General features: G+C 68.4%; 16 protein-coding genes. 11 read left to right on the forward strand and 5 right to left on the reverse strand.

Going from position 1 to position 13,720, the window contains the following annotated elements:
* Positions 1-395 precede the first annotated feature (395 nt).
* Positions 396-743: a PLD nuclease N-terminal domain-containing protein gene (locus ACWC2B_RS29190; protein WP_450721743.1), complete on the reverse strand. Its 348-nt coding sequence runs from the start codon at positions 741-743 to the stop codon at positions 396-398.
* 88 nt (positions 744-831) lie between these two features.
* Between ACWC2B_RS29190 and ACWC2B_RS29195 the strand changes: the two genes are divergently transcribed.
* Genes ACWC2B_RS29195 through ACWC2B_RS29205 form a run of 3 tightly spaced genes read left to right on the forward strand, consistent with a single transcriptional unit; the run spans position 832 to position 3,966 of the window.
* Positions 832-2,289 carry a menaquinone biosynthesis decarboxylase gene (locus ACWC2B_RS29195; RefSeq protein ID WP_450721745.1) on the forward strand — a complete coding sequence of 486 codons (1,458 nt, stop codon included), beginning with the start codon at positions 832-834 and terminating at the stop codon, positions 2,287-2,289.
* 2 nt (positions 2,290-2,291) lie between these two features.
* Positions 2,292-3,194 carry a menaquinone biosynthesis prenyltransferase MqnP gene (gene mqnP / locus ACWC2B_RS29200; RefSeq protein WP_450721747.1) on the forward strand — a complete coding sequence of 301 codons (903 nt, stop codon included), beginning with the start codon at positions 2,292-2,294 and terminating at the stop codon, positions 3,192-3,194.
* Between the two features lie 55 nt (positions 3,195-3,249).
* Positions 3,250-3,966 (forward strand): UbiX family flavin prenyltransferase, encoded by a 717-nt coding sequence (locus ACWC2B_RS29205; RefSeq protein WP_450721899.1) that lies wholly within the window; start codon positions 3,250-3,252, stop codon positions 3,964-3,966.
* Here the strand turns inward: ACWC2B_RS29205 and ACWC2B_RS29210 are convergent.
* Positions 3,963-4,088: a hypothetical protein gene (locus tag ACWC2B_RS29210; protein ID WP_450721911.1), complete on the reverse strand. Its 126-nt coding sequence runs from the start codon at positions 4,086-4,088 to the stop codon at positions 3,963-3,965. The two genes, ACWC2B_RS29205 and ACWC2B_RS29210, sit on opposite strands and share 4 nt — an antisense overlap.
* 142 nt (positions 4,089-4,230) lie before the next feature.
* Between ACWC2B_RS29210 and ACWC2B_RS29215 the strand changes: the two genes are divergently transcribed.
* The 6 genes from ACWC2B_RS29215 (at position 4,231) to ACWC2B_RS29240 (ending at position 9,493) form a co-directional block, all read left to right on the forward strand.
* Positions 4,231-4,680, forward strand: coding sequence for an Lrp/AsnC family transcriptional regulator (locus ACWC2B_RS29215; RefSeq protein WP_053728817.1), 450 nt, complete (start codon positions 4,231-4,233; stop codon positions 4,678-4,680).
* A gap of 55 nt (positions 4,681-4,735) precedes the next feature.
* Positions 4,736-5,899, forward strand: coding sequence for an aminofutalosine synthase MqnE (gene mqnE, locus ACWC2B_RS29220; protein WP_450721749.1), 1,164 nt, complete (start codon positions 4,736-4,738; stop codon positions 5,897-5,899).
* Between the two features lie 14 nt (positions 5,900-5,913).
* Complete coding sequence (locus tag ACWC2B_RS29225) at positions 5,914-6,438, forward strand: N-acetyltransferase family protein (RefSeq protein ID WP_450721751.1); 525 nt, start codon at positions 5,914-5,916, stop codon at positions 6,436-6,438.
* Positions 6,439-6,564: 126 nt separating this feature from the next.
* Positions 6,565-6,861, forward strand: coding sequence for a DUF4229 domain-containing protein (locus ACWC2B_RS29230; RefSeq protein WP_450721752.1), 297 nt, complete (start codon positions 6,565-6,567; stop codon positions 6,859-6,861).
* Positions 6,862-7,280: 419 nt separating this feature from the next.
* A complete protein-coding gene (locus tag ACWC2B_RS29235) occupies positions 7,281-8,633 on the forward strand; it encodes a dicarboxylate/amino acid:cation symporter (RefSeq protein WP_450721754.1) in 1,353 nt (450 codons plus the stop codon).
* Positions 8,634-9,067: 434 nt separating this feature from the next.
* The gene (locus ACWC2B_RS29240) at positions 9,068-9,493 is read left to right on the forward strand and encodes an RICIN domain-containing protein (RefSeq protein WP_450721756.1); all 426 of its coding nucleotides are present in this window, start codon (positions 9,068-9,070) and stop codon (positions 9,491-9,493) included.
* Positions 9,494-9,817: 324 nt separating this feature from the next.
* On the opposite strand, the gene ACWC2B_RS29245 is transcribed toward ACWC2B_RS29240, so the two are convergent.
* On the reverse strand, positions 9,818-10,195 hold the full coding sequence (locus ACWC2B_RS29245; RefSeq protein ID WP_450721758.1) for a hypothetical protein: 378 nt from the start codon (positions 10,193-10,195) through the stop codon (positions 9,818-9,820).
* Positions 10,196-10,333: 138 nt separating this feature from the next.
* Here ACWC2B_RS29245 and ACWC2B_RS29250 point away from each other — a divergent pair, with 138 nt between their 5' ends.
* Complete coding sequence (locus tag ACWC2B_RS29250; RefSeq protein WP_450721760.1) at positions 10,334-10,798, forward strand: hypothetical protein; 465 nt, start codon at positions 10,334-10,336, stop codon at positions 10,796-10,798.
* 274 nt (positions 10,799-11,072) lie between these two features.
* Here ACWC2B_RS29250 and ACWC2B_RS29255 read toward each other — a convergent pair whose 3' ends face one another.
* Positions 11,073-11,615 (reverse strand): DUF4188 domain-containing protein, encoded by a 543-nt coding sequence (locus tag ACWC2B_RS29255; protein ID WP_450721762.1) that lies wholly within the window; start codon positions 11,613-11,615, stop codon positions 11,073-11,075.
* Between the two features lie 119 nt (positions 11,616-11,734).
* Between ACWC2B_RS29255 and ACWC2B_RS29260 the strand changes: the two genes are divergently transcribed.
* On the forward strand, positions 11,735-12,376 hold the full coding sequence (locus tag ACWC2B_RS29260; protein ID WP_450721764.1) for a MerR family transcriptional regulator: 642 nt from the start codon (positions 11,735-11,737) through the stop codon (positions 12,374-12,376).
* A gap of 88 nt (positions 12,377-12,464) precedes the next feature.
* Here ACWC2B_RS29260 and ACWC2B_RS29265 read toward each other — a convergent pair whose 3' ends face one another.
* Positions 12,465-13,619 carry a lipase family protein gene (locus ACWC2B_RS29265; protein WP_450721766.1) on the reverse strand — a complete coding sequence of 385 codons (1,155 nt, stop codon included), beginning with the start codon at positions 13,617-13,619 and terminating at the stop codon, positions 12,465-12,467.
* Between the last annotated feature and the right edge of the window lie 101 nt (positions 13,620-13,720).

Below are 13,720 nucleotides of genomic sequence, written 5' to 3' on the forward strand. Positions count from 1 at the left end.
CCCTCGCGGTCCGGGGGCCGGCCGGGCGGCCGGGCGGCGGGCGGCCCGCGCCCCCCCCCCCCCCCACCCCGGGGGACCCCACCCCGCCCCTTCCCGAAACCCGCCGGGGGCGAAAGGGCAGGGGGAGGCCCGTTTTCCTGGGGCTCTGCCCCAGACCCCGTTCGCGCCTGAACGGCGCTCGTCCTCAAACTCCCCCAAGGCCTTAAGGGCCAGGGGGGACCCCCATGACGGGCTGAGGATGTCGGTGCGGGCCGGCACCGACCCTGCCAGGGGCGCGGGGAACCGCGCGCCCAGCCACGCATGGTCCGCAGCCGACGAACCACCCCCCCCGGGAGGGGCTAGGGAAGGGGCGGGGCCAAAGCGAGGTCTGGGGCGGAGCCCCAGCGCACCCGGAGTCAGGCCTCCTCGCCCCGCTCCCGCCGCTTCAACTCTTCCTCGCGGCGCCGCAGATCCGCCTCCCAGTCCTTCAGCAGCGCCTCGTCCTTCGCGGGCTCCCCGAGGGACGCGAGGAAGGCGGGGTTGTCGTCCGGCGCGGTCCAACGCCCCCCAGGGCCCACGCCCCGCACCTTGCCCGCGGCGAGCCACGCGACCGGCCCGATCAGCACCTCGCCGAAGAGCAGGATGATGATGATCCACACCACCTTGGGGAGGCCCTTGACCTCTTCCTCCGGGGTGTTGAGGCAGTCGATGAACGCGTAGATCCACAGCGCCAGGACCAGCAGGAACGGCAGATACCTGAGCATGGTTGGAGGGTCCCCCCGGGAACGGTTGCGGGCCGTGCCTCGGCCCCGGTGACCGGCCCAGGGTATCGGGTGCCCGATACTTGACCCCATGGCTTACGACGATCTCCGATCGCTGCTCAGGGCGCTGGAGCGCGAGGGCGACCTCAAGCGCATCAAGGCCGAGGTCGACCCGTATCTCGAAGTCGGCGAGATCGTCGACCGGGTCAACAAGGCCGGCGGCCCCGCCCTCCTCTTCGAGAACGTCAAGGGCGCCTCCATGCCCCTGGCCATGAACGTGTACGGCACCGACCGCCGCCTGCTCAAGGCGCTCGGCCTCAAGTCGTACGAGGACATCAGCGACAAGATCGGCGGGCTGCTCAAGCCGGAGCTGCCGCAGGGCTTCGTCGGGATCCGCGAGGCGTTCGGCAAGCTCGGCTCGATGGTGCACGTGCCGCCGAGGAAGGTGAAGCAGGAGGCCGCGCCCGTCCAGGAAGTCGTCCTGACCGGCGACGACGTGGACCTCGACCAGCTGCCCGCGCTGTTCACCTGGCCCGAGGACGGCGGCTCGTTCTTCAACCTGGGCCTCACGCACACCAAGCACCCCGAGACGGGCGTCCGCAACCTCGGGCTCTACCGGCTCCAGCGCCACGACAAGCGCACGATCGGGATGCACTGGCAGATCCACAAGGACAGCCGCAACCACTACGCCGTCGCCGCCAAGCGCGGCGAGCGGCTGCCGGTCGCGATCGCCTTCGGCTGCCCGCCCGCCGTCACCTACGCCTCGACCGCGCCGCTGCCCGGGGACATCGACGAGTACCTCTTCGCCGGATTCATCCAGGGCAAGCGGATCGAGATGGTCGACTGCAAGACGGTGCCGCTGCAGGTCCCGGCCAATGCCGAGGTCGTCATCGAGGGCTGGCTGGAGCCGGGCGAGATGCTGCCGGAGGGTCCGTTCGGCGACCACACCGGGTTCTACACGCCGCAGGAACCGTTCCCCGCGCTCACGATCGACTGCGTGACGATGCGCAGGCGTCCGCTGCTCCAGTCCATCGTGGTCGGCCGCCCGCCCACGGAGGACGGCCCCCTCGGCCGAGCCACCGAGCGGTTCTTCCTCCCGCTCCTCAAGATCATCGTGCCGGACATCGTGGACTACCACCTGCCCGAGTCGGGCGGCTTCCACAACTGCGCGATCGTCTCGATCGACAAGAAGTACCCCAAGCACGCCCAGAAGGTGATGCACGCCATCTGGGGCGCGCACATGATGTCGCTCACCAAACTGATCGTGATCGTGGACGCCGACTGCGACGTCCACAACCTGCACGAAGTGTCCTGGCGGGCCTTCGGGAACACCGACTACGCCCGCGACCTCACCGTCGTCGAAGGCCCGGTCGACCACCTCGACCACGCCTCCTACCAGCAGTTCTGGGGCGGCAAGGCGGGCATCGACGCGACCGCGAAGTGGCCCGAGGAGGGCTACACGCGCGACGGCGGCTGGCCGGCGATGGTCGAGTCGGACGCGGATACGGCGGCGAAGGTCGACCGCCGCTGGAAGGAGTACGGGTTCTAGAGATGAGCGCCTCCGCCGCAGCGGTTCCCCAACCGGGCCGCACCAAAGCGTTCCTCCGCCTCGTCATGATCGAGCACTCGGTCTTCGCGCTGCCCTTCGCCTACACCGCCGCGCTGACCGCGATGTTCCAGCTCGACAAGAACATCCACTGGGGACGGCTGCTCCTGGTCACCGTCGCCATGGTGGGTCTGCGTACGTTCGCGATGGCCTGCAACCGGATCATCGACCGCGAGATCGACGCCCGTAACCCGCGCACCGCGGGCCGCGAGCTGGTCACCGGCGCGGTGTCGGTGCGCTCCGCGTGGACGGGCGCGCTCATCGCCCTCGTCGTGTTCCTCGGCGCGGCCGCCGCGCTGAACCCGCTGTGCCTGGCGCTCGCCCCGGTCGCGGTGATCCCGATGGTGGTCTATCCGTACGGGAAGCGGTTCACCAACTTCCCGCAGGCCATCCTCGGCCTCGCGCAGGCGATGGGCCCGGTCGGCGCCTGGATCGCGATCACCGGCTCGTGGTCGTGGGACGCGGTGATCCTGGGTCTCGCCATCGGCATCTGGATCGGCGGCTTCGACCTGATCTACGCCTGCCAGGACGTCGAGGCCGACCGAGGCCACGGCGTGAAGTCGGTCCCGGCCCGCTTCGGCATTCCGGCCGCGATCTACGGTGCGCGCGGCTGCCACGCCGTGACGATGGCCCTGCTCGTCTGGTACGCCCTCGCCACCGGCGCCGGGTTCTTCTTCTGGCTGGGTCTGCTCATCGTGCTCGCGGCGTTCCTCTACGAGCACACCCTGGTCAAGCCGCACGACCTGTCCCGCCTCAACCGGGCGTTCTTCCAGGTCAACGGCTTCATCGGGATTGCCCTCTTCGTCTGCGCGCTGCTCGATCTGCTGGTGCGGGGCCTGACGGTCTGACACCTGGCCCAGACCTGCGGGCGGGCCGCCGGATAGGCTCGGACACGTGGAGCACGTGAACGTACACAGTCAGCAGCGCACGCCGTGGGTCGTCGGCGTGTCGGGTGCCTCGGGGACGCCGTACGCGGCGGCGGTGCTGCGCGCGCTGCTCGCGGCCGGGGAGAGCGTGGACCTGGTGGTGTCGCGCGCCTCGCGCCTGACGCTGCTCGACGAGACCGGCATCGCGTTCCGCGACGCGCACTGGCGGGACGATCTGCGGGCATGGCTGGCGCGGGGCGCGGACGGAAAGCCGGACACCTTCGGGGCGCTCGACGTGTCGGACGTACGGCACTGGGCGGCCGGGGATCTGGCGGCAGGGCCCTCGTCGGGCTCGTACCCCGTGAAGGGGATGCTGATCGTGCCGGCGTCGACGGCCTGTGTGGCCGGGGTCGCGCTGGGGCTTTCGAAGGACCTGTTGCAGCGGGCCGCGAGCGTGACGCTCAAGGAGCGGCGGAAGCTGGTGGTGGCGGTGCGCGAGACGCCGCTGAACGGACAGACGCTCAAGCACCTGGTGACACTGGACGAGGCGGGCGCGGTGGTGCTGCCCGCCTCTCCGGCGTTCTACGCGGGGGCGACGCACATCCAGGATCTGGTGGACTTCGTCGCGGGGCGCGTACTGGACGCGGCAGGGGTGCCGCACGGCCTGTACCGCCGTTGGGAGGGAGAGCTCGGATCGGGGTCCCCGCTGGTCGAGCCAAGCCGGGACCTGGGGGGAGGCTCTCGCGAGAACTAGCGCTTCTTGGCGGCGCGCTTGGTGGCGCGGAGCTTCGTCGCGGACGGCTGGTGGGCACGGGACCGGTTGGCCAGGTCCTGAAGCTCGCGCATCCGGGCGTAGGCCATCTCGATCGTGTACACGGTGACAACTCCTGAAAGATCGTCTTTGATCTGCTGGAAAATTATGCAAGCAGCTGAATGATTCGCAGGGCGTTGGCCCTGCATGCCTTAGATTCTACACTTAAACTCGCGGTATCGCTGAACAATGGAAGGCTTCAGGCATATGGACGCCGTCGATAGGCAGCTCATCCAGGCACTGCGCGAGAACGGCAGGGCCTCGTACGCGGAGCTGGGCCGGCTCGTCGGGCTCTCCGGCCCGAGCGTCACCGACCGCATCAACCGTCTGGAGGCCGCCGGTGTCATCACCGGATACCGCGCCACCGTGGACGCGGCCTCGCTCGGCCTCGGTGTCACCGCGCTGATCGGCATCTCGCTGTCCGACGCCGCCGACCACGAGGACGTGGCCCGGCGCCTGCGCGACCTCGCCGAGATCGAGGACTGCTGGTTCATCGCGGGCGACGACTCGTACATGCTCAAGATCCGGGCCGGTGACGTGGACGGCCTGGAGAAGACGATCCGCCGCCTCGGCTCGACCAAGGGCGTCTCGCGCACCCGCACCACGATCGTGCTCTCCACGAAGTGGGAGAACCGGGTCGGGGAACTTCCCGAGTAGGGCGGGGCGTACCTTTGGTGGAGCCTGAAAGACACACGTATGGGAGGCGGCCTTGATGGACGCGGGACTCAAGCGCGAGCTGGAGCAGAAGGTCCGGGCCGGTGAGCGGCTCAGCCGCGAGGACGGCATCGCGCTCTACGCGTCGGACGATCTGGCCTGGCTCGGCGGGCTCGCCCACGAGGTGCGCACACGCAAGAACGGCGACGTCGTCCACTTCAACGTGAACCGTCACCTCAACATGACCAACGTGTGCACGGCGTCGTGCGCGTACTGCTCGTTCCAGCGCAAGCCGGGCGAGAAGGACGCGTACACGATGCGCATCGAGGAGGCCGTCCGCCTCGCCAAGGCGATGGAGAACGACAACCTCACCGAGCTGCACATCGTCAACGGGCTCCACCCGACGCTCCCTTGGCGCTACTACCCGCGCTCGCTCAAGGCCCTCAAGGAGGCGCTGCCGAACGTCGGGCTCAAGGCGTTCACGGCGACCGAGATCCACCACTTCGAGACGATCTCCGGGCTCACCGCCTCCGAGATCCTCGACGAGCTGATCGACGCGGGCCTGGAATCGCTGACCGGCGGCGGCGCCGAGATCTTCGACTGGGAGGTCCGCCAGCACATCGTGGACCACCGCACGCACTGGGAAGACTGGTCGCGCATCCACCGCCTCGCCCACGAGAAGGGCCTCAAGACCCCTTCGACCATGCTGTACGGGCACATCGAGGAGCCGCGTCACCGCGTCGACCACGTGCTGCGCCTGCGCGAGCTCCAGGACGAGACCGGCGGCTTCCAGGTCTTCATCCCGCTGCGCTACCAGCACGACTTCGTGGACATGCAGGACGGCAAGGTCCGCAACAAGCTCCAGGCGCGTACGACGATGGCGACGGGCGCCGAGGCGCTCAAGACCTTCGCGGTCTCCCGCCTCCTGTTCGACAACGTGCCGCACGTGAAGTGCTTCTGGGTCATGCACGGCCTGCAGACCACCCAGCTCGCGCTCCAGCACGGCGCGGACGACATGGACGGCTCGGTCGTCGAGTACAAGATCACGCACGACGCCGACAACTACGGCACCCCGAACAAGCTCACCCGGGACGACCTGCTCGACCTCATCCGCGAGGCCGGCTTCCGCCCCGTCGAGCGCAACACGCGGTACGAGATCATCCGCGAGTACCCGGGCCCGGACGCTGGGCTGCGCGAAACGCCGCAGGCCATGCGCTTCTGAGGCGGTCTTTCGGTATGGCGCTCACCTTCGAACTCGACCCGCCGGTCACGCCCGCGCTGCGCGACGGGCTGCTCGACCTGTGGACCGAGGTGTCCAACGGGGACGGGGCCGTCGGCTTCGTCCCGCCGGTCTCCGTCGAGGACGTACGGCCCGAACTGGTCAAGCACTTCGTGGCCATGGCCGAGGGGCGGATGCGGCTGCTCGTCGGGTTCGACGAGGACGGGCGGGTCGCCGCCACCGCGTTCATCGCGTACAACACGCACCGCCTCATGACCCACTGGGTGTGGCTGTACACGGTCATGGTGCACCCGGCCCATCAGGGCAAGGGATACGGCCGTGACCTGATGGAGGCGACCGCCGGTGCGATACGGGGCCTCGGCGGCATCGAGGCCATCCGCCTCACCTGCCGGGGCGGCACCGGCGTCGACCGGTTCTACGGCTCGTGCGGCTACAAGGAGGTCGGCCGGGTGCCCGGCGCGATCCGGGTCGCCGACGGGGACGACCGGGACGACATCATCATGCTGCTGCCGCTGAACTGAGCCGAGTTCGCTCCGGTTGTACTGAGCTCCGTGCCCGCCGAGCCGAGCTCCGTGCCCGCTGAATAGATCCAATTGTGGGCGTGCTTCACTAGTCGGGCAGGGGCCACCGTAGAGAGAAGGTCAGTCGTGAACGCCGCCAAGCCGAGCGCCACCATCTGGTACACCATGCTGCGCGTGGGGATCTTCATCGGCAGCCTGGTCTTCGTCGGCCTGCTGGTCCAGTTCGGCGTGCTGCCGAAGGGACTCGGCAACTCCAACTTCATCTGGGTGATCCTGCTCGCCCTCGTGATCTCCGCGCCGCTGAGCTTCGTACTCCTGCGCAAGCAGCGCGACGCGATGTCCGCCCAGCTCGTCACCAAGGTGGAGAACGCCAAGGCGAAGCTGGAGGCGAACCGCACGCAGGAGGACGGCCTCGTCCAGTAGGCCCCCCCCGCGTCAGGTAGTTCACACGCTGGGACGGCCCGGTTCCGAAGCTCACCGCTTCGGGGCCGGGCCGTCGTTGTTTTCAGGCCCAGTTGGAGTTGTCGCTGGTCATCCCGGAGTCATCCCGGGGTAAAAGAACTGCTTTGAGGTTCTCAAAGTTCAAGTGTTAACGTGTTCGACATGACGACAGCAGCTGTGCACCAGCACCCCACCGGCGGAGCCGTTCCGCTCGTGGCGCGTCTGCATGTCGACCTCTGCCGCTGCATGTCCGCGGTCTGTTGCCGCGACGTCTGACCCCGGCATCATGCGGCGGTGTCCCCAGCGTTACGTGACCGGTCCACGCTGACCAGTCCCTTGTGAACGGGCGCCGCGCTCATCCCCCTGAACGTCCCCGTCACCGCTCACCCGGGAGTGTTTTCGTGTCCTCCGCGTCCTCCGCGACAGTCGAGGAGAAGCCCAAGCGGGGCTTCTCCATATCGTCCAAGTTCCCCTTCTGGGCCCAGATCATCGCGGGTCTGGTGCTCGGTGGCCTGCTCGGCTGGCTCGCCCGCAGCCAGGACATCAGCTGGCTCAAGGACACGCTTGAGCAGATAGGCAGCATCTTCGTCCAGCTCCTGAAGCTGGCCGTCGCGCCGCTCGTCTTCTTCGCGATCCTGGTGTCGATAACCAACCTGCGCAAGGTCAACAACGCCGCCCGGCTCGCCTCGCGCACACTGCTCTGGTTCATGATCACGTCGCTGATCGCGGTGGCGATAGGCCTGGTCATCGGACTGCTCACCAACCCGGGCTCGGGCACGGGCCTGACCCCGAAGGACGGCAAGCTCCCCAAGCACACGGGCTCCTGGCTGGACTTCCTCACGGGAATCATCCCGACGGATGTCATCACGCCCTTCACCGAGCTGAACGTCCTGCAGATCGTCTTCATGGCCGCCGTCGCCGGCATCGCCCTCCTCCAGCTCGGCGAGAAGGCCAAGCCGATCCTCACTCTCAGCGAGGCCGTGCTCGAACTCCTCCAGAAGGCCCTGTGGTGGGTCATCCGGCTCGCCCCGCTCGGCACGCTCGGCCTGATCGGCTTCGCCATCGCCGACTACGGCTGGGACCTCATCGGCAAATACGCCACCTTCACCGCCGACGTCTACATCGGCTGCGCGCTGGTGATGTTCGGGGTGTACCCGCTGCTGCTCGCCACCGTCGCCAAGGTCAACCCGCTCCAGTTCTTCAAGGGCGCCTGGCCCGCGATCCAGCTCGCCTTCGTCTCCCGCTCCTCGGTGGGCACGATGCCGCTGACGCAGAAGGTCACCGAACGGCTCGGCGTGCCCAAGGAGTACGCGTCCTTCGCGGTGCCGTTCGGCTCGACCACCAAGATGGACGGCTGCGCCGCGATCTACCCGGCCCTTGCCGCGATCTTCATCGCCCAGATCTTCGACGTGCACCTGGGTGTCGGCGACTACGTCCTGATCGCCTTCGTCTCCGTCATCGGCTCGGCGGCCACGGCGGGCCTGACCGGCGCCACGGTCATGCTGACCCTGACCCTCTCCACGCTGGGCCTGCCCCTGGAAGGCGTCGGCCTGCTGATGGCGATCGACCCGGTCCTGGACATGATGCGTACGGCTACGAACGTGGCCGGTCAGGCGCTGGTACCGGTCATCGTGTCGGCCCGGGAGAACATCCTGGACCGGAAGGCGTTCGACTCGGTGCACGTTTCTCCGGTCGGCGACGACTACGACGTCCGAGAGGCGGAGCAGAAGGCGACGGTTTCGGCCGCCGCCTGAGCACCACCTCGCTCCTGAAGCGCCCGCGCCCCAACTTGCTCACTGGGGCGCGGGCGTTGGTGTGTGTGCGGTGGCCGTGGACATCCGGCGGTCGTCCGTGGGCCTGCTCCCCGGACAAGCCCTTTCCGGGCGGATGCTCAGGCGCCGCGGTGGCCGGTCCCGACCGCTCCGGCGTGCCCTGGCGCGGAGCCCACTTGCCCCGCCCGAGCGGGCTGGTCCGGAAGGGAGCGGCACGGTAAGCGGAACGCGGACGGGCCGGATCCCCGCCGCGCCGCACGCTTGCCGGGGCGCATACGCGCCATCAAGTCCCGTATATCCAGGCCGAGTTGAATTGTTCCAGATCGACTGGACGCATCCGTTACGCCCCGACCGCTCCATGCCTAGGGTGAGGGAGCTCGATCAGACCCGTACACCGTCCTGACCTGGAGGCTTTCATGCCGATCCTGCCCGATGGCGAGTACCTGATCAAGAACGCGGCCGAAGACCTGTACATCGACGTCTCCGGCGGGAGCCCGCACCCCAACACGCCCGTCATCGGCTGGCCGCTCAGCAAGGAGCCCAACCAGAAGTGGCGGCTGACCTGCATCAACGGCATCAACGAGTACCACATCAAGAGCTCGCTCAGCACCGGTGAGCCGTTCTTCGCGCTCAGCGCCCTGCGTATCTTCCCGCCGCGCATCGCGGTGCAGCCGTTCCCGGAGCGCTGGTCGATCGAGCCCGTCGGCGAGCACCTGTTCCGCATCGCCTTCCCGTACATGGACGGCGTCGTGACGCTGCCCGACGGCCAGAAGGGCACACAGCTCACCATCCAGCCCTTCGAGGGCCTCCGCTTCCAGAAGTGGACCTTCGAACAGGCCTGAGCCGAGCCGACCGCGCGGTCGCACCTCTTCCCGAAGGGGGTGCGGCCGCGTTGTCGTGTCATCCAGGTCGCGTTCGCGCGGCGCAACTGGCGGCACCGACCAGGAGCCACCGCACGCTGATCCAAAGGCGCGTTCGTCGGTGAGGCTTGAGCCATGACCGCTGCCACTTCGCCCCATCCGGCCCGTCGCCGTCCCCACCCTCTACGGACTACGGAATCCAGTGATCAAACGAGGGCGAACGCCTATCTCTTGAGGTCTTAGATCGACTGGGCGGGGTATGAAAGATTGGCGACGCCTAATGGCGCCGCCAATCTTCGCGATGCGTTACTGGCTCATCGATTCATACTGATGAGTCTTTCTCAATTCGCTCTCGTACTGCTGCACGGCTTCCGGGACCTGGTTGAAATATCCCTCCCAGAAACCCGGAGCGAGCCAGAGGCGGGGGCCGACTTCGACCAATCCGTCCTCTTGGATTCGCATGACCCAGTGAGGAGGAATCTCTGGAGATGTAGTTGTGAACATCTCTGAATCGAACAGAACTGGTGTGCCGTCCTCTTCGCTCTCTACCCTGACCGAGATTCGCCGGCCCGGGGACATGCGGAGCTCCAGAACTACGTACTCATTCTGGACATTAATCCACGGGCTGGTTTTCTCTTCTTCCCCGGTGGTGGGGTTGATGATTCTCAGGCATCGAACCTTCACTACTTCTTCCCTCGGGCGTTGAAGACTACTTTGTAGTCTATGTCATAGCTGACCTTTTTGGTCACGGGGTTGTAGTAATAATGCATCTTGAATGGTCCGGAGGGGCTTTGGTAGGAGGCCCGCATCATCGACAACCGGGTGCTGGCTCATCAGATTTCCAGCAAGGGCGGCCCCGCCGTGAAGGCGGCCGCGAAGAAGGCCCTCCTCGGCACCCCCGAAGACGTCCAGGCCTTCCTCGACAAGGGCCAGTACGAGGCCCGCAAGAAGGACGAGGCCGACGCCGCCGCCGCGAAGGACAAGGGCAAGGGCAAGAAGGAGGAGGGGAAGAAGGACGAGGGGAAGAAGGGCGACGGCACGGAGAAGCCCAAGCCCGACGCCTCCAAGGAGGCCGACCAGGGCGCCGGCGCCGCCACCACCGGCAAGGGTGGTACGCCCATGACCGCCGCCGCCAAGAACCACCCGGCACCCGCCTCCACCGGCGCCTCCCTCGCCTCCACCGGAGCGGGTTCGGCGCTGCCTTGGGCTGCTGGGGGTACCGCTGTTGCCCTTGCGGGCGGTGCGGGGATCTTGGTGGCCACGCGTCGCCGCCGCGCTGCCGAGTAGGCGCTCTGCTGAGGGGGGCGGGGTTCGGCTGGGGGCTGCCGCACGTGTCACGGCCCCGCGCCCAACCCCCTCTTTCGGGCTCGGGCCGTGCGTGGTTGCTCGCGCAGTTCCCCGCGCCCCTTAAGGGGTCCGATGTCGGCCTCGGGCCGTGCGTGGCTGGTCGCGCAGTTCCCCGCGCCCCTGTAGGGCACCCCGCACCGCTGCTCCCGGCCCCCATCGCGGGCAGGTGGGGTGGGTCATGCGCCCAGGGCGGTCCGGGGCGGAGCCCCAGGGGTCAGTGCTCCCCAACCCCCGCGCGGGCGGGCTGCTGGGCAGACCCCCCTTTTGCCCGGCGCCCGAGCCGCTCCGCCGCGCTCCGCCCCCGCGCCTCAAGCGGCAGCACCCCCGTCGCCGCCGCGAGGCCGAACGGTGGCATGTCCGCGTAGATCGACTCGTACGAACCCGCGGGCACGATGTACGTCTCGTGCCACAGCCCCACGTGCCCGCGCAGCTTGCCCTTGCGTTCCTTGCGGTTCAGGATCGCCCACGCCCGGTGGTGGAACATCTCCGGCGAGTGCGCGTAGGCGTACAGCTTCTCCTTGGACTCCCAGTACTGGACCACGTAGTACGTGCGCGGTGACGCGGTGAGCATGACGTGGCTGAGCAGTCCGCGGGCCTTGTCCTTCTTGAGTTCGCCGAGCATGCGGAACATGGCCGCGCCCACCGGGACCCACTGGTGCACCGCCCAGAAGTGGTTGACGCGCATCCCGATGAGCAGCACCACCACGTCGCCCTCGGCGGCGGCGGTCGTGCGGTTCGGGCTCGGCTTGGCGAACATGGTGCCCCCAGCTCTCCTCGGCGGATGACTTCCCCGGCGGACAACTCCCCTGTGGGATAACGGAGTTACCCAGGGTCTACATCTTGGATAATGGCGTTATCCGATGAAGGGCGCAAGAGATGCGGCTGGCAGAGCTGAGCGAGCGGAGCGGGGTCTCCGTCGCGATGATCAAGTACTACCTGCGGCAGGGGATGCTCGCGCCGGGCCGCAAGGTCGGTGCGACCACCGCCGACTACGACGAGAGCCACCTGCGCCGCCTCCGCCTCGTGCGCGCCCTGATCGAGATCGGCCGGCTTCCGGTGGCCACCGCCAAGGAGGTCATCGGGTACGTCGACGACGACTCCCTCGACCGCACCATGCGCCTCGGCGCCGCCCTGTGGGCCCTGCCGCACGGGCCCGACCCCGACGAGAGCGACGAGTCCGTGGTCGCCGCCCGGGGCGAAGTGGACCGGCTGCTCGAAATGGTCGGGTGGTCGACCGCCCGGGAGCTCGGTGAACTCTCCCCCGATCACCGGGCTTTGATCGTCGCCGTCGCCACCCTCCGACGGCTCGGCTATTCCTGGGACGCCGAGCTGATGGCCCCGTACGCCCGGCTCATGCACCAGGCGGCCGTCCGCGATCTCGACTTCGTCGAGACCCATCCCTCCGAGGCCGAGAAGGTCGAGGTCGCCGTCGCCGCCACCATCCTCGTCGACCCGATCCTGTGCGCCCTCCACCGCCTCGCCCAACAGGAGGAGTCCGCGCGCAGGTACGGGCTGTAGTCCCGCCCGCGGGTGTGGGACGTAACCCGCGTCCGACGTGCGTTGAGCCCGCCCCGGGGTCCGAGGGGCGGGCCCAACCAGGCTGCTGCTACTGGCAGTTGGATTGACTCGGCTTGTCCGCGAACCGGTCCGCCAGCCAGTTCGCCGCCGGGACTCCGCCCACCGTCACCCCTCCGATGTGGCCGAGCAGCGGCAGCGCGTGCCACTCCACGTTCGCGCCCTTGGCGCACCAGTCGGAGCGGAGCTGCTGGCCCACCGCGTACGGGATCAGCTCGTCGATCGTGCCGTGGTAGAGGTACACCGGCGCGTCCGGGCGGTGGGTGCCGAGCCTCGACTCGCCCAACCTGGCCTGCCAGTCCGGCTGTTGGAGCGGGTTCTTCACGGTCAGGTCGGTGATGTGCTTGAACGAGCCGACTGTCGTGTCGATCGCCACGCAGTTGTTCTTGAAGTAGTCGACCAGCGCCTTGCCCGCCGGGTTCAGGTAGGAGTCCAGCTTCAGCTCGGGGAAGGCCGCGTCCTGGCCGGCCGCCGCCATGAAGATGAGGCCGGAGCCGAGGCCGCCGTCGTTGGACGCCGCGACCTTCATGAGGTCGGCCGGGACGCCGCCGGTCGCGGTGCCCTTCACCTTCAGCTCGGGGGCGTACGAATCGTGCAGCTCGGCCGCCCAGCTGCTGGCCTGGCCGCCCTGCGAGTAACCCATGATCCCCACGGGCGAGTTGGCGTCGACGCCGGGGATGCCGAGGCGTTCGGCGGCGCGGGCCGCGTCCAGCATGGCGGTGCCCTCGGCGCGGCCGACCGTATAGGTGTGGTCGCCGGGGGTGCCCAGGCCCTCGTAGTCGGTGACCGCGACCGCCCAGCCCTTCTGCACGACCTGGTTGATCAGGGTGGCCTCGACGGCCGTCCCGTACGGGAAGTTGGCGCTCGGCGCACACGAGTCGCCGAGCCCGACCGTGCCGACGGCGTACGTCACGACCGGGCGCGGTCCGGTGCGGCCGTCGTTGGGCACGATGACCGTCCCGGACACGACGTTCGGGCCGCCCTTGGCGGTGGTGGAGCGGTACGTGACATGCCAGGCCTTGGTATTGGTCCACTGGCCGGGCAGCGGATGGAACTCGGTGGGGGACTGGGTGACGATGTCCCCGGGCGAGGCGGTCGCCGTGTCGTCGGCGAACGCGGTGGGGGTGGCTGCCGACAGGAGGAGTGCGGCGGTGATGGCACCGGCCACTCTGGTACGGACGTGCATGCGGCTCTCCCAACGGTCCTATGGGGCGCGGGCAGTTGAGGAGAAGGTAGTGACTGACCGGTAGGTACGGAGCTGACCGTACCGCTCACCTTCACTGACCC

This window comes from Streptomyces sp. NPDC001415 (assembly GCF_053597395.1).

Excerpts from the sequence above, each read along its gene's own strand:
- ACWC2B_RS29190 (WP_450721743.1), bottom strand. The coding sequence starts at position 743 with ATGCTCAGGTATCTGCCGTTCCTGCTGGTCCTGGCGCTGTGGATCTAC.
- ACWC2B_RS29195 (WP_450721745.1), top strand. The coding sequence starts at position 832 with ATGGCTTACGACGATCTCCGATCGCTGCTCAGGGCGCTGGAGCGCGAG.
- mqnP (WP_450721747.1), top strand. The coding sequence starts at position 2,292 with ATGAGCGCCTCCGCCGCAGCGGTTCCCCAACCGGGCCGCACCAAAGCG.
- ACWC2B_RS29215 (WP_053728817.1), top strand. The coding sequence starts at position 4,231 with ATGGACGCCGTCGATAGGCAGCTCATCCAGGCACTGCGCGAGAACGGC.
- mqnE (WP_450721749.1), top strand. The coding sequence starts at position 4,736 with ATGGACGCGGGACTCAAGCGCGAGCTGGAGCAGAAGGTCCGGGCCGGT.
- ACWC2B_RS29225 (WP_450721751.1), top strand. The coding sequence starts at position 5,914 with ATGGCGCTCACCTTCGAACTCGACCCGCCGGTCACGCCCGCGCTGCGC.
- ACWC2B_RS29240 (WP_450721756.1), top strand. The coding sequence starts at position 9,068 with ATGCCGATCCTGCCCGATGGCGAGTACCTGATCAAGAACGCGGCCGAA.
- ACWC2B_RS29255 (WP_450721762.1), bottom strand. The coding sequence starts at position 11,615 with ATGTTCGCCAAGCCGAGCCCGAACCGCACGACCGCCGCCGCCGAGGGC.
- ACWC2B_RS29260 (WP_450721764.1), top strand. The coding sequence starts at position 11,735 with ATGCGGCTGGCAGAGCTGAGCGAGCGGAGCGGGGTCTCCGTCGCGATG.
- ACWC2B_RS29265 (WP_450721766.1), bottom strand. The coding sequence starts at position 13,619 with ATGCACGTCCGTACCAGAGTGGCCGGTGCCATCACCGCCGCACTCCTC.